This is a genomic window from Streptomyces sp. NPDC053750, from assembly GCF_044544295.1.
Lineage (GTDB): Bacteria > Actinomycetota > Actinomycetes > Streptomycetales > Streptomycetaceae > Streptomyces.
Window position 1 is genome coordinate 1,142,969 of sequence record NZ_JBITXB010000001.1, and the last position, 18,505, is coordinate 1,161,473.

18 protein-coding genes are annotated in these 18,505 nt (G+C 72.8%); 12 read left to right on the forward strand and 6 right to left on the reverse strand.

Features of this window, described 5'->3' with window-relative positions; translation table 11 throughout:
• Positions 1–204: 204 nt before the first annotated feature.
• Positions 205–1,995 (forward strand): lytic transglycosylase domain-containing protein, encoded by a 1,791-nt coding sequence (locus tag ACIGO6_RS05080; protein WP_399871367.1) that lies wholly within the window; start codon positions 205–207, stop codon positions 1,993–1,995.
• 123 nt (positions 1,996–2,118) lie between these two features.
• Here ACIGO6_RS05080 and ACIGO6_RS05085 read toward each other — a convergent pair whose 3' ends face one another.
• Both ACIGO6_RS05085 and ACIGO6_RS05090 read right to left on the reverse strand, forming a co-directional pair.
• Positions 2,119–4,764, reverse strand: a complete 2,646-nt coding sequence (locus ACIGO6_RS05085) for an ATP-dependent RNA helicase (protein WP_399871368.1) — start codon at positions 4,762–4,764, stop codon at positions 2,119–2,121.
• Positions 4,765–4,846: 82 nt separating this feature from the next.
• A complete protein-coding gene (locus tag ACIGO6_RS05090; protein WP_399871646.1) occupies positions 4,847–5,671 on the reverse strand; it encodes a class I SAM-dependent methyltransferase in 825 nt (274 codons plus the stop codon).
• Between the two features lie 374 nt (positions 5,672–6,045).
• Between ACIGO6_RS05090 and rpsA the strand changes: the two genes are divergently transcribed.
• From rpsA to ACIGO6_RS05110, 4 genes are all read left to right on the forward strand, one after another.
• Complete coding sequence (gene rpsA, locus ACIGO6_RS05095; protein WP_399871371.1) at positions 6,046–7,545, forward strand: 30S ribosomal protein S1; 1,500 nt, start codon at positions 6,046–6,048, stop codon at positions 7,543–7,545.
• A gap of 165 nt (positions 7,546–7,710) precedes the next feature.
• Positions 7,711–8,649: a PAC2 family protein gene (locus tag ACIGO6_RS05100; protein WP_399871373.1), complete on the forward strand. Its 939-nt coding sequence runs from the start codon at positions 7,711–7,713 to the stop codon at positions 8,647–8,649.
• A 57-nt stretch (positions 8,650–8,706) separates the two neighbouring features.
• Complete coding sequence (gene coaE, locus ACIGO6_RS05105) at positions 8,707–9,312, forward strand: dephospho-CoA kinase (protein ID WP_399871376.1); 606 nt, start codon at positions 8,707–8,709, stop codon at positions 9,310–9,312.
• 89 nt (positions 9,313–9,401) lie between these two features.
• Entirely contained in the window at positions 9,402–9,782 is a 381-nt protein-coding gene (locus ACIGO6_RS05110) for a tetratricopeptide repeat protein (RefSeq protein WP_399871378.1), read from the forward strand.
• A gap of 40 nt (positions 9,783–9,822) precedes the next feature.
• Here the strand turns inward: ACIGO6_RS05110 and ACIGO6_RS05115 are convergent, their stop codons facing one another.
• Positions 9,823–10,080, reverse strand: coding sequence for a DUF6343 family protein (locus tag ACIGO6_RS05115; RefSeq protein WP_399871380.1), 258 nt, complete (start codon positions 10,078–10,080; stop codon positions 9,823–9,825).
• A gap of 153 nt (positions 10,081–10,233) precedes the next feature.
• Between ACIGO6_RS05115 and ACIGO6_RS05120 the strand changes: the two genes are divergently transcribed.
• Positions 10,234–10,914: a class I SAM-dependent methyltransferase gene (locus ACIGO6_RS05120; protein WP_399871382.1), complete on the forward strand. Its 681-nt coding sequence runs from the start codon at positions 10,234–10,236 to the stop codon at positions 10,912–10,914.
• A gap of 120 nt (positions 10,915–11,034) precedes the next feature.
• Positions 11,035–11,514 (forward strand): DoxX family protein, encoded by a 480-nt coding sequence (locus ACIGO6_RS05125; protein WP_399871385.1) that lies wholly within the window; start codon positions 11,035–11,037, stop codon positions 11,512–11,514.
• A gap of 52 nt (positions 11,515–11,566) precedes the next feature.
• Here ACIGO6_RS05125 and ACIGO6_RS05130 read toward each other — a convergent pair whose 3' ends face one another.
• On the reverse strand, positions 11,567–12,106 hold the full coding sequence (locus tag ACIGO6_RS05130) for an RNA-binding S4 domain-containing protein (protein WP_399871388.1): 540 nt from the start codon (positions 12,104–12,106) through the stop codon (positions 11,567–11,569).
• A 130-nt stretch (positions 12,107–12,236) separates the two neighbouring features.
• Here ACIGO6_RS05130 and ACIGO6_RS05135 point away from each other — a divergent pair, with 130 nt between their 5' ends.
• Positions 12,237–12,956, forward strand: coding sequence for a uracil-DNA glycosylase (locus tag ACIGO6_RS05135; RefSeq protein WP_399871390.1), 720 nt, complete (start codon positions 12,237–12,239; stop codon positions 12,954–12,956).
• A gap of 58 nt (positions 12,957–13,014) precedes the next feature.
• Entirely contained in the window at positions 13,015–13,986 is a 972-nt protein-coding gene (gene pip, locus ACIGO6_RS05140) for a prolyl aminopeptidase (protein ID WP_399871391.1), read from the forward strand.
• A 36-nt stretch (positions 13,987–14,022) separates the two neighbouring features.
• Here the strand turns inward: pip and ACIGO6_RS05145 are convergent, their stop codons facing one another.
• Positions 14,023–14,397, reverse strand: a complete 375-nt coding sequence (locus ACIGO6_RS05145) for a winged helix-turn-helix transcriptional regulator (RefSeq protein ID WP_399871393.1) — start codon at positions 14,395–14,397, stop codon at positions 14,023–14,025.
• Positions 14,398–14,475: 78 nt separating this feature from the next.
• Between ACIGO6_RS05145 and ACIGO6_RS05150 the strand changes: the two genes are divergently transcribed.
• Positions 14,476–14,886 (forward strand): RidA family protein, encoded by a 411-nt coding sequence (locus ACIGO6_RS05150; RefSeq protein ID WP_399871395.1) that lies wholly within the window; start codon positions 14,476–14,478, stop codon positions 14,884–14,886.
• Between the two features lie 57 nt (positions 14,887–14,943).
• Here the strand turns inward: ACIGO6_RS05150 and ACIGO6_RS05155 are convergent, their stop codons facing one another.
• A complete protein-coding gene (locus ACIGO6_RS05155; RefSeq protein WP_399871397.1) occupies positions 14,944–15,354 on the reverse strand; it encodes a RidA family protein in 411 nt (136 codons plus the stop codon).
• A gap of 148 nt (positions 15,355–15,502) precedes the next feature.
• Between ACIGO6_RS05155 and ACIGO6_RS05160 the strand changes: the two genes are divergently transcribed.
• Positions 15,503–16,279, forward strand: a complete 777-nt coding sequence (locus tag ACIGO6_RS05160; protein ID WP_399871400.1) for a nucleotidyltransferase domain-containing protein — start codon at positions 15,503–15,505, stop codon at positions 16,277–16,279.
• A gap of 363 nt (positions 16,280–16,642) precedes the next feature.
• A complete protein-coding gene (locus tag ACIGO6_RS05165) occupies positions 16,643–18,379 on the forward strand; it encodes an FUSC family protein (protein WP_399871648.1) in 1,737 nt (578 codons plus the stop codon).
• Positions 18,380–18,505: the final 126 nt, after the last annotated feature.

Below are 18,505 nucleotides of genomic sequence, written 5' to 3' on the forward strand. Positions count from 1 at the left end.
CACGAACGGGTCCCCGCGCAAAGCAAGTTGCCGTAGGGTCGCCTGCGGCACCGTACTGATCGAACAGACGAACATCGCCCGGGGCGAGTTGCACCGCAACCCTCGGCGCGAACCGATCGTCCCCACAGGGCGGTTACAACGGGCGAGACGGCCGAGGACAGACGGAGACGGACGCGTGGGCGTCCACGGGGAGGGGTTCACTCTATGGCGGCGCAATTCGGCAGGAGGCTCCGCAAGGGGGCGGTCACCACCACCGTGGCGGCGGTCGCGGTCGCGGCCCTGTCCGCGTCCCAGGCTCCCGACGTGACGGCCGACGCGCAGGGCAGACAGACCACCGCCGACAACGTGCCGACGTCCGACACCCCCGCCGAGGAGAGCGCCACCGGCAACTCGCCGTACTACACGGACCTGCCGCCGCTCAACAGCCCGAGCCCCGCGCCGACCATCGGCACCCCCGCCTCCCGGGGTTCGTCCGAGGCGGGCATCCCCGCGACCGTCCTCGACGCCTACAAGAAGGCGGAGTCGGCGCTGCGCCAGTCCCGGCCCGGCTGCAACCTGCCGTGGCAACTCCTCGCCGCCATCGGCAAGGTCGAGTCCGGCCAGGCGCGGGGCGGACGCGTCACCGCCGACGGTACGACGATCGGTCAGATCATCGGCCCCCAGCTCGACGGCAACGGCTTCGCGCTCATCAAGGACACCGACAACGGCGTCTACGACGGCAACAGCAGCTACGACAACGCCGTCGGCCCCATGCAGTTCATTCCGTCCACCTGGGCGTGGGCGGGCCGCGACGGCAACGGCGACGGCAAGGAAGACCCCAACAACGTCTACGACGCCGCGCTCGCCGCCGGCCACTACCTGTGCCGCTTCGACTGGGACCTGTCCGACGACGCGGACCTCAGGAAGGCGATCCTCAGCTACAACAACTCGACGGACTACCTGGCCACGGTCCTGTCGTGGCTGGAGCACTACCGCAAGGGCACCCACGAGATCCCGGACGGCACCGGCACCCTGCCCGTGGGCCGCAGCGACGACGACGCGACCGGGGCCGGCCCGTCGCCCCGCGACACCGGCACTCCCGGTCCGTCGCCCACGCCCCAGGCCCCCGGCACGTCGAAGCCGAACCCCGGTGGGTCCTCCGGCTCCGGTACGTCCTCCCCGCCGACCACCGGCTCCCCGAACCCCAACCCTCCGACCGACCCGGGGACGCCGCCCGCGACCGAGACCCCCACGGACACGGTGCACCACCTGGAGAACGCGGGCACCACGGGACTCACCGCGATCGCGGGCGACACGTTCGCCAAGAAGATCAGCACGCGTGCCGAGACCAAGACCGGCACGGCCGTCGGCAAGGTCCGGATCCGCTTCACCATCGTGGGCGACACGGACGCCACCTTCACCGGCGGCGAGCAGGTCGCCGCGGTCACCACCAACGCCTCCGGCGTGGCCACCGCGCCCGCGCTGGTGGCGGGCGAGAAGACCGGCGCCTTCACCGTGCGCGCCACGGTCGTCGGCCGCACCGTCGCCGGCCTCGACTACAAGGCCACCGTCACCGAGCGCGTCGCCGACGCCCTCACCCGCACCGGCGAGACCGAGCTGACCTGCACGCCGGGCGGCGAGTTCGCCGACCGGGTCGCGGTCAAGGCCACGCACAAGGGAGCGGCGGCGGACAAGGTCGCCGTCACCGCCACACTCATCAAGTCGGTGCTCGACCCGACCGAGAACGACAAGGGCCCCTACTTCAAGGACGCCGACGGCAAGGCCGTCCGCACCCTGACCGGCCTGAAGACCGACGCCGAGGGCCTGCTGACGCTGCCGAAGCTGTACGCGGACGACACGACCGGCACGTTCGTGCTCCGCCTCACCACCGCGGGCGGCGCGACGCTCAACGTCCAGTTGAAGGTGGCCAAGGCCGAGACGGAGCCGTCGCCCGGCTCCTCACCCGATGCCTCGCCCGACCCGTCCACGGAGCCGTCGACGGAGCCCGACGCGTAGCCCCGACTGCCCGAACAACCGAGGGGAAGGCGCCCCGTGGCCAAGGCTGCGGGGCGCCCTTCGCCCCTTTCCGGTCCGCCCCTTTCCGGTCCGCCCCTTTCCGGTCCGCCCCCTTCCGGTCCGTCACTTTCCGAGCCGGGCCTTGGTGTGCCGTGTCGGCTCCGCCGTGGCCGGGTCCTCGGGCCACGGATGCTTCGGGTACCGGCCGCGCAGCTCCGCCCGTACGCCCTTGTAACCGTCCTTCCAGAAGGAGGCCAGGTCGGCGGTGACCGCGGCCGGGCGGCCGGCGGGGGAGAGGAGGTGAACGAGCAGCGGCACCCCGGCGATCTCGGGCGAACGCCGGAGTCCGAACATCTCCTGCAACTTGACCGCGAGGACCGGCTGCCCGGGGTCGCCGTAGTCGATCCGGATCCTGGACCCACTGGGTACGACGATCCGCTCCGGGGCGAGTTCGTCGAGCCGCGCCGCCTCGCCCGATGCCCAGGGCAGCAGTCGTGCCAGCGCCTGCCCGGCGTCGATCCGCGCCAGGTCGGCCCGCCGCCGCGCCCGGCCCAGCTCGGGCTCCAGCCACTCGTCCACGCGCGCGTGCAGCGCGTCGTCGCAGACGTCCGGCCAGGGCTCGCCGAGATGCCGGCGCAGAAAGGCGAGCCGCTTGCGGAGCACGTCCGCGTCGGCCGACCAGCGCAGCAGCCCGAACCCCTCCTGCCGCAGGCCCTCCAGCAGCGCGCCCCGTACGAGAGCGGGGTCGGCGTCCGGGAGCGGCCGGGCCGCCAGTTCCACGGCGCCGAGGCGTTCGACACGCCGGGCCACCACATCGCCGTCGGCCCAGTGCACCTCGTCCCGCTCGTCCAGCAGCGTGCCCGCCGCGAGCCGCGCCGTCGCCTCGTCGACGACCGCGCCCAGCTGCACGCGCGCGTGCCCCTTCCCCACGGGCCGGTCGGCCACGGCGACGGCGATCCACGGAGCCCCGCGCAGCGCCGACGCCTCCGGCAGCTCCGCCCGGGTGCCGGAGGCCATCAGATACGAACCGCCGTCCTTTCTGGCCACCCGCTCGGGAAAGGCCAGGGCGGCCACCAGCCCGGCGAGACGGTCCTCGGTGAGGCCCTGCACCGGCCGGCCGTCTCCTCCCTCCACCGCGGCCCGCAGTCGGCGCACCTCCGCCCGCCACCGTGCCCCGTACCCGTCGCCCCCACGCCGAGCGGCCCGCAACGCGGCCACCAGATCGTCCCCGTACTCCCGCGGCGCCTCCTCACTGAGCAGAGCGACCACCTCAGCCACGGCACCCGAACCTCCCACCCCGGAGAACCCACCAGCCGAACCGGCCCCACCGGAGCCCTCAGTCCTGGGGCTCTCCGCCCATGAGGCCCCCGTGCCGGGCCTGTCCGCCCCCGACTCACCCTGGCCGGGCTGCCCCGGCCCCGCCACCCCCGCCCCCGAGCGGCCCGCGTCGAGCAGTGCCCGTCCCAGCCGGGGATGGAGGCCCAGGCGTGCCAGCTGCGCCCCCCGGTCGGTTGCCCGACCGGTAAGGTCCACCGCGCCCACGGCCGTCAGCACCGACCGGGCCGCCGCCATCGCCCCGGCCGGCGGCGGATCCAGCAGTGCCAGCCCGGACGCGTCCGGATCGCCCCAACAGGCCGCCTGCAACGCGAACGCCGTCAGATCGGCCACCTTGATCTCCGGGGCCGGGAACCGCGGCAGACGGGCGTCCTCCGCCTCCGCCCAGCAGCGATACACCGCACCCGGCGCCTCACGCCCCGCACGCCCGGCCCGCTGCCGCGCCGCCGCCCGCGACGCGCGCACCGTCGTCAGCGCGCTCAGCCCCCGCGCGTGGTCCACGCGCGGTTCCCGCGCCAGCCCCGCGTCCACGACCACCCGCACACCCGGAACCGTCAGCGACGACTCGGCCACCGAGGTCGCCAGCACCACCCTGCGCCGCGCCCCGGGCGACAGCACCGCGTCCTGCACGGCCGCCGGCGCCCGCCCGTGCACCTGGAGCACATCGACGTCGCCCAGATCACCGAGCTGCCCTGCGACGCGGGAGATCTCCCCGACACCCGGCAGGAAACACAGCACGTCCCCGTCCCGCTCGGTCAGCGCCCGCCGCACCACCGACGCCACGTGGGCGAGCAGCGCCGGATCCACCCGCATGCCGTGCGGCGGCCGTGCCGGACGCGTCGGCGGCGCCCACACCACCTCCACGGGGTACGACACACCCTGTGCCTCGACGACCGGGGCCCCGCCCAGCAGCCGGGCCCAGCCCTCCGCGTCGGTCGTCGCCGACGCGGCCACCAGACGCAGCTCCGGCCGCAGCGCCTGCCGCACGTCCCACAGGAACGCCGCCGTCGTGTCCGCGTCCAGATGCCGCTCGTGACACTCGTCGAGCACCACCACGTCGACGCCCGACAGCTCCTGGTCCCGCTGCAGGCGCTGCAGGAGCACACCGGTCGTGACCACCTCCACGCGCGCGTGCCGCCCGACGACCCGCTCACCACGCACGGTGTACCCGACGCTCCCGCCGGGCTTCTCGCCCAGCAGCCACGCCATCCGCCGGGCCGCCGCCCGCGCCGCGATCCGCCGCGGCTCGGCCACGACCACGCGCCGCGCGGGGCCCTCGCCCAGCAGCCCGGCCAGTGCGAGCGGTACCAGCGTCGTCTTGCCGGTGCCGGGCGGCGCGACCAGCACCGCGGTGCCGTGCTCCTCCAGGGCGTCGTGCAGGGCGGGCAGGGCACCGCGTACGGGCAGCGCGTCCAGGGCGTCGTAACGGATCACGCCCCCAGTGTCGTACGCCCGCGAAACCGCCCTCCACGCACGTGTGCGCCTACGCATGCGCCAAGCGGTCCGGCGGCGCGGATCAGTCGCGCTCGCAGACGAAGATCGCCGTCCCCGGGATCAGATGCCCGCGCAGGGGGGACCAGCCGCCCCACTCCGAGGTGTTCCACTCCGGCCACTCGGGCTCCACCAGGTCGACCAGCCGGAACCCGGACGTCGCGACGTCCCGGACGCGGTCGCCGAGCGTCCTGTGGTGCTCGACGTACACCGCGCGGCCCTCGTCGTCCTGCTCCACGTACGGCGTGCGGTCGAAGTAGGAGGCGGACACCGACAGGCCCTCGGGGCCCGGCTCGTCCGGGAACGCCCAGCGCAGCGGGTGCGTGACGGAGAAGACGAAGCGGCCACCGGGCCGCAGCACCCGGCGCACCTCCCGCAGCACCAGCCGCGGGTCGGCGACGAACGGCAGCGCCCCGTACGCGGAGCACGCCAGGTCGAAGGAGCCGTCCGCGAAGGGCAGCACGGCCGCGTCGGCACAGACCAGGGGGAAGGAGCCGCCGATGCGGAGGGCGTGCTGGAGCTGGCGGTGCGAGAGGTCCAGGGCGACCGGACGGGCCCCCTGGGCCGCCAGCCAGCGTGAGCACTGGGCCGCGCCGGCGCCGATCTCCAGGACGTCCTTGCCCTTCAGCTCCTCCGGCGGGCCGAGCAGCTCGGCCTCCACCTCGTCCAGGCCCTCGGGACACCACACGAAGCGGTCATCGCCGAGGAAGGTGCCGTGCTCGATCTGGTACTCGTCCGCGTTCCTGTCCCACCAGCCGCGGTTGGCCCGGGAGCTCTCCGTGACACCGGCGGCACGCCGGGTGGCCTCGGGTTCGGCTCCCTCGGTTTCGGACGATACGGGCTCTTGGATGACGGGCTCCCTCGTACTAGTCTGCGGGCTCTTCCTCGCCGCCGCCCGGCGTGTCGCGAAAAGGACATCCGGAGGTCCGTGTGGCCTCGGGAGACGGCTTTTGTGCCGGGTATGCGGCGATCCGCCCCGCGTGTGCGGCTTCGCGCATTGACCCTGCCCGGCTGCGCCCGTATGCTACAAGTTGCGCTGCGGGCCTGCGCACCTCAGACGTAGCAGGTCGCGCTCGCATCTGTTGTATGTCCCCTCGGTTCTCGAGGTGTCGCCGGTGTTTTCGGGTGACGCTTCCTTGGCTGTCCGGCTTCGGCAGAGCGAAACGGGCTCCCGGCGTAAGCAGTACCTACGACTTCAATGTCCGTACCGGAGCCCTTTCCCACATGACGAGCAGCACCGAGACCACCGCCACCACCCCGCAGGTTGCGGTCAACGACATCGGTAACGAGGAAGCCTTCCTCGCCGCGATCGACGAGACGATCAAGTACTTCAACGACGGCGACATCGTCGACGGCGTCATCGTGAAGGTCGACCGGGACGAGGTCCTGCTCGACATCGGTTACAAGACCGAAGGTGTCATCCCGAGCCGCGAGCTCTCGATCAAGCACGACGTCGACCCCAACGAGGTCGTCGCCGTCGGTGACGAGATCGAGGCCCTTGTTCTCCAGAAGGAGGACAAGGAAGGCCGCCTGATCCTCTCGAAGAAGCGCGCCCAGTACGAGCGGGCCTGGGGCACCATCGAGAAGATCAAGGAAGAGGACGGCATCGTCACCGGTACCGTCATCGAGGTCGTCAAGGGTGGTCTCATCCTCGACATCGGCCTCCGCGGCTTCCTTCCGGCCTCCCTGGTCGAGATGCGTCGCGTCCGCGACCTCCAGCCCTACGTGGGCAAGGAGCTCGAGGCGAAGATCATCGAGCTGGACAAGAACCGCAACAACGTGGTCCTGTCCCGCCGTGCCTGGCTGGAGCAGACCCAGTCCGAGGTCCGCCAGACGTTCCTCACCACCCTCCAGAAGGGTCAGGTCCGTTCCGGCGTCGTCTCCTCGATCGTCAACTTCGGTGCCTTCGTGGACCTGGGTGGCGTCGACGGTCTGGTCCACGTCTCCGAGCTGTCCTGGAAGCACATCGACCACCCGTCCGAGGTTGTCGAGGTCGGCCAGGAAGTCACCGTCGAGGTCCTCGACGTGGACATGGACCGCGAGCGCGTCTCCCTGTCGCTGAAGGCGACCCAGGAAGACCCGTGGCAGCAGTTCGCCCGCACCCACCAGATCGGCCAGGTCGTGCCCGGCAAGGTCACGAAGCTGGTGCCGTTCGGTGCGTTCGTCCGCGTGGACGAGGGCATCGAGGGTCTGGTCCACATCTCCGAGCTGGCCGAGCGCCACGTGGAGATCCCGGAGCAGGTCGTCCAGGTCAACGACGAGATCTTCGTCAAGGTCATCGACATCGACCTCGAGCGCCGCCGCATCAGCCTCTCGCTGAAGCAGGCCAACGAGGCCTTCGGTGCCGACCCGTCGGCGGTCGAGTTCGACCCGACCCTGTACGGCATGGCCGCGTCCTACGACGACCAGGGCAACTACATCTACCCCGAGGGCTTCGACCCCGAGACCAACGACTGGCTCGAGGGCTACGAGACCCAGCGCGAGGCCTGGGAGACCCAGTACGCCGAGGCGCAGCAGCGCTTCGAGCAGCACCAGGCGCAGGTCATCAAGTCCCGCGAGGCGGACGAGAAGGCCGCTGCCGAGGGTGGCGAGACCGCGGGTGCGGCCCCGGTCGCGTCCGGTGGCGGTTCGTACTCCTCCGAGGGCGGCGACACCTCCGGCGCCCTGGCGTCGGACGAGGCGCTGGCCGCGCTGCGCGAGAAGCTGGCCGGCGGCCAGAGCTGATCGCCTGCCGCTGAGGCTCAGTGATTGACTGAGGGGCCGTACCTTTCGAGGTGCGGCCCCTCAGTGCTGTTGTGCTCCGCAGTTGTGCTCCGTTGTCGTCCTGCGGGAATGCTCACCCCCGTCGGGGCGTTGTGCCGTAGGAACACGAGGAGGGGAGCGGTCACTGTGCTTGATCCGCAGGGTTTGTACGCATGGGAGCCGAAGGGTCTGGCCGTCGTCGACATGGCACTGGCCCAGGAATCGGCCGGACTGGTCATGCTCTACCACTTCGACGGATACATCGACGCCGGCGAGACCGGCGACCAGATCGTCGACCAGGTGCTCGACTCGCTGCCCCACCAGGTCGTCGCCCGCTTCGACCACGACCGGCTCGTGGACTACCGGGCGCGTCGGCCACTGCTGACCTTCAAGCGCGACTCCTGGACGGACTACGAGGAACCCACCATCGAGGTGCGGCTCGTCCAGGACGCGACCGGAGCCCCCTTCCTGCTGCTGTCGGGCCCCGAGCCGGACGTCGAGTGGGAGCGCTTCGCCGCGGCCGTGGGGCAGATCGTGGAGCGGCTGGGCGTCCGCCTCTCGGTCAACTTCCACGGCATCCCCATGGGCGTCCCGCACACCCGCCCCGTCGGCATCACCCCGCACGGCACCCGCACCGACCTCGTGCCGGGCCACCGCAGCCCCTTCGAGGAGGCGCAGGTCCCCGGGAGCGCCGAGGCGCTCGTCGAGTACCGGCTCATGCAGGCCGGCCATGACGTGCTGGGCGTCGCCGCGCACGTCCCGCACTACATCGCGCGCTCCCCGTACCCGGACGCGGCGCTGACGGCCCTGGAGGCGATCACCGCGGCGACCGGTCTGGTCCTGCCGGGCATCGCGCACTCCCTGCGCACCGAGGCCCACCGCACGCAGACGGAGATCGACCGGCAGATCCAGCAGGGCGACGAGGAGCTCACCGCCCTCGTCCAGGGCCTTGAGCACCAGTACGACGCCGCCGCCGGCGCCGAGACCCGCGGCAACATGCTCGCCGAGCCCGTCGAGATCCCGTCGGCTGACGAGATCGGCCGCGAGTTCGAACGCTTCCTGGCGGAGCGGGAAGGCGACGCCTGACGCCCCCGCCCGCCCCTGCCGACCCCGCCGTCACCGGCAGGCCCTAGGCTTCCGCTCATGCTGAAGGTGGGCCTGACCGGCGGGATCGGCGCCGGCAAGAGCGAGGTGTCGCGACTGCTCGTCGAGTGCGGCGCCGTACTGATCGACGCGGACCGGATCGCGCGCGAGGTCGTGGAGCCCGGAACCTCGGGTCTCGCCGAGGTCGTCAAGGTGTTCGGCGAGGACGTGCTCGCGGCGGACGGCAGCCTGGACCGGCCGAAGCTCGGTTCGATCGTGTTCGCCGACCCTCGGAAGCTCGCCGCGCTGAACGCGATCGTGCACCCCCTCGTCGGCGCCCGGTCCCGCGCTCTCGAAGAGACCGCCGCCGAGGACGCCGTCGTGGTGCACGACGTCCCGCTGCTCACCGAGAACGGCCTGGCACCGCTGTACGACGTCGTGATCGTCGTGGACGCCGACCCCGCCACTCAGCTCGACCGGCTGGTACGGCTGCGCGGCATGACCGAGCAGGACGCCCGCGCACGCATGGCGGCCCAGGCGACGCGCGAGCAGCGCCGGGCGATCGCGGACGTGGTCATCGACAACGACGTACCGCTGGACGAGCTGCGACGCCGGGTGACAGCGGTGTGGGCCGAGCTGACCCGCAGGGCGCAGGCGCCGCGCTGAGCCTGCCGCCGCGGCGTGCGGCCTCGGTCGGTGCAGGAATAGCGTCCCCCGCGCGGGCGTTGATCCCTTTCTGAGGGAAGGACTCTGCCGTGCCCGACACCAGCGGTTCGAACGGACGTACTCCGGAGACGGACGTCATCGACTTCCGTGCCGCCGAGCAGCTGCTCGCGGCGCGGGACCCGCGGGGCGCGGTGAAGCTGCTCGACGGCGTCCTGGCCGCGCATCCGGAGAACACCGCCGCCCGGCTGCTGCGCGCGCGTGCCTTCTTCGCGGCGGCGCAACTGAGACCGGCGGAGCTGGAGTTCACCATCGTCCTGGAGCGCGAGCCGGACAACGCGTTCGCGCATTTCGCCCTGGCGCGTACGTATGAGCGCCGCGGGTGTCCCGACCAGGCCCGGCGCCACTTCCGGCTGGCGGCGGCGCTGGACCCGAATCCGGAGTATCTGCAGCAGGCGCGGTTCGACTCCTGAGCGTCGCGCCCCCGGGGGGGAGAGTGCGCGCGCCGGGTCTTCACACCTTGGGTGGCCGGTACGGCGGAATGCTCCGGCCGGGCTGGTAGTGCGGCCCCTGGCGGAGGTGCCGGAGGACCACGGCCAGATCGACCGTGGCGACGAGCCACAGCACTCCGCAGGCGGCCGCCCAGCCGGGCCGCCCGGTGAGCGCGAAGGCCGCCGTTCCGAAGACCGCCCAGACCAGTCCCCACAGGCTCAGCCAGAACCGCGCCCGCAGCGCACTGCGCGCGGTGGCCGGTTCACTGCCCGTACGCATCGGATCACCACTCCTTCGGAAAACGTACTCCGGAAGACGGCGACGCGGAAAACGAGCCGTGCCACCGGCCGTGTGGTCACTCGGACGGGTGAACCGAGGCCGGGTGGGAACGGGCGTGCGGGGGCGGGCCGTTGGACGGGCATGGAGCTGAAAATGCGAGAGGGACACCAGGGGACGGGACCCGGGGCCATCACCCCGGACGGCTGCGCGGTCGAGCTCTACTCGCGGCTGCCCGTCGGAGCCGAGCCGGACATCGTCGCCGCTGCCGTGCCCGAGGGCGCGCGCATCCTGGAGTTGGGCAGTGGTGTGGGGCGCATGACCCATCCGCTGCTGGAGCGGGGGTTCACCGTCACCGCGGTCGACGAGTCCGCCGAGATGCTGGAGCACGTGCGCGGGGCGCGGACGATATGCAGCCCCATCGAGGACCTCGACCTGGGCGAGAGCTTCGACGTGGTGATGCTGGCGTCGTTCCTCGTGCACACCGGTGAGGCGGAGGTGCGCCGGGGGCTGCTGCGCACCTGTGCCCGGCACGTCGCGGCGGACGGCTGCGTACTGATCCAGCGGGAGGGCGAGGACTACCACACGAATGTGCCGCGCGAGCGGGTCGACCCCAGCGGCTTCACCGTACGGATCGTCTCGGCGGAGCCGGTCGGGGACGGTGTCAACGAGGTGTACGCGGAGTACGAGTTTCCGGACGCGGTCTGGACGCAGACGTTCCGGGCCCGGCCGCTGACCAAGGAACAGTTCGAGGAGGCACTGGGAGAGGCGGGGCTGCGGGTGGACCGGTATCTGACCGAGGACGGGATGTGGGTGAGGGCGATTCCAGTGAGCTAGAGATCCTGGTGGGGCGTCGCGGCCACCAGCGGCCACCAGAGGATCCGGCGATGAGTTCCGGCCCGAGGAGCGGTCTACCTCTCCGACAGCATCACGGACCGCTCAGCCCAGGAGATCCCCATGTCCGAGACCGCCGCTTCCACCGTACCCACGGCCTCCACCGCACCCGCGGCCTCTGCCGCATCCCCGACCCCCGTGGCCTCGCCCACCCGCGGGCGGGGTGCCCGGATCGCCCTGCGCGCGGTGCAGGTGCTCCTCGCGCTGTTCTTCGCCGTCGCGAGCGCCCTGCCCAAACTGATCGCCCACTCCTCGGCGTCCGACACGTTCGCCGAGATGGGCTGGGGCGACGCGGGGATGTATGCCATCGGCGTCCTGGAACTGGCCGGGGCCCTCGCCCTGCTGATCCCGGTGCTGCAGTCGGCGGCGGCGACGGCGCTGAGCGCGTTGATGGTGGGCGCGTTCGTCGTCCAGCTCACGTACTTCGACGGCGAGAACGCGGCGACGCCGCTTATCCTGATGGTGCCGCTCCTGCTCATCGCCTGGACCCGCCGGGGGCACAACGAGGAGCTGCTCCGACGGGTGCGGGGCCGGCACGCCTGACCACCCACGGGGAGCGGCGCCCGGTGCCGGTTCCTGGTGTCGCCGGCCGGTGTCAGGACCTGGTCTCGGCGTCCTTCCGGGCGCGGCTCAGGCCCTCCAGCCCGCGCAGGCGTTCCAGCTCGCGGCGGTCGCGCTTGGTCGGGCGGCCGGCGCCGCGGTCGCGGATGCCGGCGGGGGCGACGGCCTCGCGGGGCGCGGGAGGCGGGGAGTTGTCGATGTAGCACTGGGCGGCGATCGGGGCACCGACGCGCTTGCGGATCAGGCGCTTCACGACGACGACCCGTTCCCTGCCCTCGTGCCGAAGGCGCACCTCGTCGCCGACGCGCAGGGAGTACGCGGGCTTCACACGCTCGCCGTTCACCCGGACGTGGCCGCCCCGGCAGGCGGTCGCGCCGAGGGAGCGGGTCTTGATGAGGCGGACGGCCCAGATCCAGCTGTCGACGCGGACGCTCTCGCCGTTCTGCGGCCCGGCCGCCTCGGCGGCGGCGATCGCGGCGGCGGTCTTCGGGTCCGGGGTCCGGGAGTCGGCAGCGGCGCCGTCCTGTGGGGCGGTCACCCCGCCGCTTCTGCCTTCGTCATGCTCGGAAGCCATGCTTCGACCTTAACCGCCCGGCCCGGGGAGAGAGGCCGCAATTTCCGCGGGCCGTCCCGGAGAGCAGGAGGGCCCCGGGAGCCCCTCCGTGTTCGCTCGCGTGCCCGGGGATGGTCTTACGGTGGAGGGCATGGACACCGACACCGGCGGCCTCTCCGTCCTCGACCAGCGGATCGCGGGGTGCCGGGCCTGTCCGCGGCTGGTCGAGTGGCGGGAGGAGGTGGCCCGGACCAAGCGGGCCGCGTTCGCCGACTGGACGTACTGGGGCCGGCCGGTGCCGGGCTTCGGTCCGCCGGACGCACAGCTGCTGATCGTCGGCCTCGCCCCCGCGGCCCACGGCGGCAACCGCACCGGTCGGATGTTCACGGGCGACCGCTCCGGAGATGTGCTGTACCAGGCGTTGTACGACGTGGGCCTGGCGTCGCAGCCCACCGCGGTCTCCGCCGACGACGGCCTGGAGTTGTACGGCGTGCGCGTCACCTCGCCGGTGCACTGCGCCCCGCCCGCCAACAAGCCCACCCCCACCGAGCGTGACACCTGCCGGCCCTGGCTGGTCCAGGAACTGGGCCTGCTGCGGCCGACGCTGCGCGCCGTGGTCGTACTCGGCGCCTTCGGCTGGCAGGCCGCGCTGCCCGCGTTCGCCGCGGCGGGCTGGACCGTGCCCCGGCCCCGGCCCGCGTTCGCGCACGGCGGTCGCGTCACGCTGGAGGCTCCCGACGAGCCCGGCCTGCACCTCTTCGGCTGCTTCCACGTCAGCCAGCGCAACACCTTCACCGGCCGGCTCACCCCCGAAATGCTCCGGGACGTGCTGCGCACGGCGGCAAGGACGGCGGGGCTGTCCGTCCGGTAGCGCTGCCCGTCCGGTAAAGACGATGAGCGACGCGGGCCGACGGAGCTAGGGTGCTCCGATGGGCCTGTATCCGGAGATCGAACCGTACGACCACGGCATGCTCGACGTCGGCGACGGCAACCGCGTCTACTGGGAAACCTGCGGCAACCCGCACGGCAAGCCCGCAGTGGTGCTGCACGGCGGACCGGGATCCGGCGCCAGTACGAACCTCAGGCGGTACTTCGACCCGGCGGCGTACCGGATCGTGCTGCTCGACCAGCGCGGCGCCGGCCGGTCGCGGCCCCGCGCAAGTGCCTACGACACCGACATGAGCGTCAACACGACCGCCCACGTCATGGCGGACCTGGAGCGGTTGCGCGCCCACCTGGGCATCGAGCGTTGGCTGGTGTGGGGCGTGTCGTGGGGGTCGGTCCTCGGCCTGCGGTACGCGCAGACGCACCCCGGGGTGGTGTCCGAGCTGGTGCTGACCGCAGTCGCCACCGGCTCCAACGCCGAGGTGGCCCTCCTGACGAGAGGGCTGGGCAAGATCTTCCCGGAGGCGTTCGAACGGTTCATCGCCGAGCTGCCCGTCGGCGACCGTGACGGCAATGCGGCCGCCGCGTACAACCGGCTGCTGGAGTCGCCGGACGCCGAAGTCAGGGAGCGGGCTGCGCGTGCCTGGACCGACTGGGAAACGGCGATGATCCCCGCGCCGCCACGCTCGGTCGCCCGGTTCGAGGACCCGGAGTTCCGCATGGGCTTCGCGCGCACCGTCACGCACTACTGGGGCAACGACCATTTCCTCGGTGACGGCGACGGCGACGACGAGGGCGTGGTCCTCAGGGACGCGCACCTGCTCAAGGGCATCCCCGGCACCCTGGTCCAGGGCAGCCTCGACCTCGGCAACCTCCTCGGCATCGTCTGGCGGCTCCACCACGCCTGGCCGGACAGCGAGCTGGTGGTCGTGGACGAGGCCGGACACGACACCGGAGCGAGGGGGGACGAGGCATTGCTGGCCGCGACGGACAAGTACGCCCGCGCCCAGGCCTGACCTGCTCGGCGCCCGACGCCGGGCGCCGGGAAGGGGTCAGAGGCCGGCCTCTTCTTCCCGCCTGTCGAAGCCTTCGCGTGCGCGTTCGATGGCGGGCATGTTCTGTGCGGCCCATGCCAGCAGCACGTCGACGGGGTGCCGAAGGGTCTTGCCGAGGGGTGTGATCCGGTACCTGACCGCCACGGGCCGGGTGGAGACGACCTCGCGCTCGATCACGCCGTTGCGTTCGAGGCGCCGCAGTGTCGCGGTCAGCGACTTCTGCGTGACCCGGGGGATGGCCCGGCGCAGTTCGTTGAAGCGGCACGGGCGTTCGCAGAGCTCGTTGAGGACGCTGAGCGACCACTTGTCGAGGATCTGGTCGAGCAGTTCGCGGTGCGGGGCATCGATGCGGAGTTCGTCGTCGGTATCCATGGCGAAACCTGGTCTCGTTGAAGTGTCCTTCTTCTACTAAGTAGCTTACGGATACCTACTTCGGAAGAGGCGAAAACCATGACGGTCCAGCACTTCACCCCCGACGGCATGCTGCAGCCGGTCCCCTACCACCACGTCGCCGTGGGCACCGGGACGAAGCACGTCCACGTCAGCGGCCAGGTCGCGCGTCGGGCCGACGGGACTCCGGTCGCGCCCGGCGATCTGGCCGGACAGGTCGCCCAGGCACTGCGCAACACCTCCGTCGGTCTCGCGGGCGCGGGTGCGTCGTTCGCGGATGTGCTGCGCCTGACGTTCTACGTGACCCGGTGGAGCCCGGAGAAGATCGACGACTTCATGGCCGGCGTGGAGGCCGTGGCCGACGAGATCGGGCTACGGCTTCCCATGCCGCCGGCGTCCCTCATCGGCGTCGAGTACCTCTTCGAACCGGACGTCCTCGTCGAGGTCGAAGCGACCGCGCTGCTCGGCTGATCCCTGCGAGCGAGTTTCGGCGTCCGCCCCGTTCACGCGACTGTCTGCAGCTGTCTCCTACGCCGCGTCGTCCGGCACGACAGCGGTCGCCGTGATCTCCACCAGCTGCCCCGGATACCCGAGGCAGCTCACCCCGAGCAGCGTCGAGGAGTGGGGGCCCGTACTGAGCCCCGACGCCTCGACGACGTCCCAGACGGCGGACAGTGCGGCGGTCTCGGTGCTCACGACGTACACATCGGTCGTCAGGACGTCCCCCAACCCGCTGCCGACGGCGCGCAACTGCTCGGTGAGGTTCGCGATCACCTGCTCGGCCTGACGGACCGGATCGCCCGCACCGACCAGCTGTCCCTCCGCGTCGAGCGGGACGGACCCGGCCAGGAAGGCGAGCCTCGTCCCCGCTTCCACGACGGAGACATGGGCGTAGGTGGGTGGCCGGAACAGGCCGGGCACGGTGACGCGCTGGATCACAAGGGCTCCTGGGCGGCGGCGAACGGACAACCTCTCGATCGTCCGTTCTCCGGTCCGTCCCCGCATCCGATTTTCCCTCGCGGCCCGCAGACCGGCCGCCTAGGCTTCCGGCATCCGTCCACCGCCCCACCGCCAGGAGCCCGCAGCAGTGCCCTCCCTCACGGACCAGGCCTTTCTCGACGCGACCGCCGACCGGCTCGCCGCCCTGCCCACCGTCCGGGCGGTCACCCTCGGTGGCTCCCGGGCCCAGGGCACCCATGGCCCCGACAGCGACTGGGACCTGGCGGTCTACTACCGGGGCGCCTTCGACCCGGCCGACCTGCGGGCCCTCGGCTGGGCGGGGGAGGTCTCCGAGCTCGGCGCGTGGGGAGGCGGTGTCTTCAACGGGGGCGCCTGGCTGACGATCGACGAACGCCGGGTCGACCTGCACTACCGCGACCTCGACGTGGTCGAGCACGAGGTGGCGGAGGCGGAGGCGGGGCGTTTCGGCGTCGAACCCCTGATGTTCCACCTGGCGGGCATCCCGACGTACCTGGTGGTCGCGGAGCTCGCGATCAACGAGGTGCTGCGCGGCGAACTGCCCCGCCCGTCCTACCCGGAAGCCCTGCGCCGCACCGCCCCCGAGCGCTGGTACGGCGCGGCCACCGCCACCCTCGCCTACGCCGGGGCGGGACACGCCCCCAAGGGCGCCGTCACCCAGGTGGCGGGCGCGATCGCCCTCGCCACGACACAGACGGCGCACGCGGTCCTGGCGGCACGCGGGGAGTGGGTCACCAATGAGAAGGGGCTCGTCCGTCGGGCCGGGCTGGACACGATGGACGGGCTTCTGGCGAACCTGACGCCCCGGCCCGACGACCTGACGCGGTCGGTCACGGAGGCCGAGGCGTTGCTGCGCGCTGCGGTGGACCCGGCCAGGAGAGGCTGAGACAGCCGGAGGACGTGCCGTTCCGGCGGGTCGTCACACCCCCGAAACACGCCCGTTCCCTCATCTCCAAGAACAGCCGTTAGCGTGGACACCACGAATTGCGACACCACGCAGCTCGTTACCGCGCAGCTCGACCACCCACGCACCGCAAGCCCGGCCACCGTCGCCCGAAGGCTCACCCCGCCCTCGACGAGACGACAGGAGCCGCACCCCGTGTCCCGCGCCAGCCGTCACACCGCCCGCCGTGCCGTCCTCGCCCTCCCGCCCTGGCTCGCCCACGCCCTGCGGGCCCAGCGCGGGCCCGTGCCCTGGGCGGCGGTTGCCCGGGGTGCGCTGGCCGGGGGCCCGCTGCTGCTCGCCGCGATGCTCGCCGGCCGGACCTCCCTCGGGGTCGTCGCCGCGATCGCCGCCATGCTGGCCGGGATCAACGACCGGCCGGGCAGTCGCCGTACCTCCGTGCGGCGGATCGGCGTGCCCGCGCTCGCCGGAGCGGCCGGCATGCTCGTCGGGACGTACGCCGGGCAGCAGCTCGGAGTCGTGCCGCTGACCCTGCTGCTGACCGGGCTCGGGCTGGTCGCCGGAGGCGTCAGCGCCGCCGGGACCGTGGCCTCCGGGGCCGGGACGCAGCTGCTGGTCGGCAGTGCCGTGGGGGCCGGGATGCCGTTGCCCGACCCCGGGTGGAAGAGCGGGCTGGCCTTCCTCGCCGGCGCCGGGTGGCTGCTCGCGCTGCGACTGGCGCTGCCCACGCCCGGGGCCCTGGCCGGCGATTCCCGTCGCCTCTCCCGCCTCGACTTCCGTTTCGACGGGGAGCGGTCCGCCGTGGCGGCCGTCTACGACGCCGTCGCCGCGCTCCTGGACGCGGTCGGCACCGAGCACGCCGTCGCCCGCCGGGCCGCGCTCACCGCCGCGCTCGACCACGCGCAGGACGCACTCGCCGGGCCCCGGCTGCGGCGCCGCGCCTCGTCCGCGGCCGAGCGGCGGCTGCACGCGCAGTACGCCGCCGCGCTGCCCCTCGGCGAGGCCGCGACCGCGCTCGCCTGGGCGGAGCGGACCGTGCCCGCGCGGGCCGCCGAGGGGCCCCGGCGACTCGCCGCTGCCGTCCGCGGCAACACCCACACCGGCCCGCTGCCCGCACCCTGCCGCACCGACCCCGCCCTCCGGGCCCTGGACGACGCCCTCCTGCACGCCGCCGAGGCCTTCGACCGGGGCGGGGGACGCGACCTGCACACCCGCAGGCGGTCGCCCGGCTCCCTGGCACGCACCGCTCTGGGCGCCGGCGGACGGGAGTACGGGCTGCGCGTCGGCCTGTGCTTCGGGGCCAGTGCCGCGGTCGCCCAGGTGCTGCACCACGGGCACTGGTACGGGTCTCACCAGCACTGGTACTGGTTGCCCGCCACCGCCGTCTTCCTCGTCAAGCCCGACCTGGGCCCGCTGGCGTCCCGGGTGCTCTGCCGGGCGGCCGGGACCGTCCTCGGGGCGCTGCTCTTCGCCGGGTTCGCCGCCGTGCTGCCCCGGCCCGAGGGGCTGGTCGCGCTCGTCGCCGTCTGCGGTGCGCTGGTGCCGGTCGCCGCGCGGCACTTCGCCGCCCAGACCGCCGTCGTCACCGTCCTCGTCCTCGCCCTGGTCATGGTCGGCGGCGAACCGCAGGCCTCCGTCAGCCGTATCGGGGAGACCCTGCTGGCCTGCGCGATCGTCCTGTGCGTCGGGCACCTGCCGATGCCCGGGCAGCGCGGCGGCGGGATCCGCGCCCGCATCGGTGCCGCGGACACCGCCGCGCACGCCTACCTCACCCACGTACTGAGCGAGTCCGACGACCGCGCCACCCGGTGGACACTTCGCCGCGAGGCCTACCGCACGCTCGCCGAGGCCCGCGCCGCCATCGCACTCGCCGCCGCCGAACTGCCCGCGCTCGCCCGGCACTCCGCGGGCGCGGACGAGGTCGCCGCCGTCCTGGAACGGCTCGTCGACACCACCACCGCGTGCGCCGTGCACCTCGACGACACCGGCCGGCTCACGCCCCGCCACACGGAACGGCTCGCCGGGCTGCGGGACGAACTCGGCGAGCGGCGCGGGCGCGTGGGGGAGCGGCTGACCGCGTGAACACCGAGGTCAGCGGCTTACCGGCGCCGCCTGAAAAAAACTTCGCCGAGCCGCGATGAGTTCTGCTCCTCCCACCGGTCACCACCTCCGACGGACCGTTGTTGCCCGGTGCACAGGAGGAGCTGG

What these genes read in the sequence shown, in the direction of transcription:
- ACIGO6_RS05080 (WP_399871367.1), top strand. Translation starts at nt 205, where the DNA reads ATGGCGGCGCAATTCGGCAGGAGGCTCCGCAAGGGGGCGGTCACCACC.
- rpsA (WP_399871371.1), top strand. Translation starts at nt 6,046, where the DNA reads ATGACGAGCAGCACCGAGACCACCGCCACCACCCCGCAGGTTGCGGTC.
- coaE (WP_399871376.1), top strand. Translation starts at nt 8,707, where the DNA reads ATGCTGAAGGTGGGCCTGACCGGCGGGATCGGCGCCGGCAAGAGCGAG.
- ACIGO6_RS05115 (WP_399871380.1), bottom strand. Translation starts at nt 10,080, where the DNA reads ATGCGTACGGGCAGTGAACCGGCCACCGCGCGCAGTGCGCTGCGGGCG.
- ACIGO6_RS05120 (WP_399871382.1), top strand. Translation starts at nt 10,234, where the DNA reads ATGCGAGAGGGACACCAGGGGACGGGACCCGGGGCCATCACCCCGGAC.
- ACIGO6_RS05125 (WP_399871385.1), top strand. Translation starts at nt 11,035, where the DNA reads ATGTCCGAGACCGCCGCTTCCACCGTACCCACGGCCTCCACCGCACCC.
- ACIGO6_RS05130 (WP_399871388.1), bottom strand. Translation starts at nt 12,106, where the DNA reads ATGGCTTCCGAGCATGACGAAGGCAGAAGCGGCGGGGTGACCGCCCCA.
- ACIGO6_RS05135 (WP_399871390.1), top strand. Translation starts at nt 12,237, where the DNA reads ATGGACACCGACACCGGCGGCCTCTCCGTCCTCGACCAGCGGATCGCG.
- pip (WP_399871391.1), top strand. Translation starts at nt 13,015, where the DNA reads ATGGGCCTGTATCCGGAGATCGAACCGTACGACCACGGCATGCTCGAC.
- ACIGO6_RS05145 (WP_399871393.1), bottom strand. Translation starts at nt 14,397, where the DNA reads ATGGATACCGACGACGAACTCCGCATCGATGCCCCGCACCGCGAACTG.
- ACIGO6_RS05150 (WP_399871395.1), top strand. Translation starts at nt 14,476, where the DNA reads ATGACGGTCCAGCACTTCACCCCCGACGGCATGCTGCAGCCGGTCCCC.
- ACIGO6_RS05165 (WP_399871648.1), top strand. Translation starts at nt 16,643, where the DNA reads ATGCTCGCCGGCCGGACCTCCCTCGGGGTCGTCGCCGCGATCGCCGCC.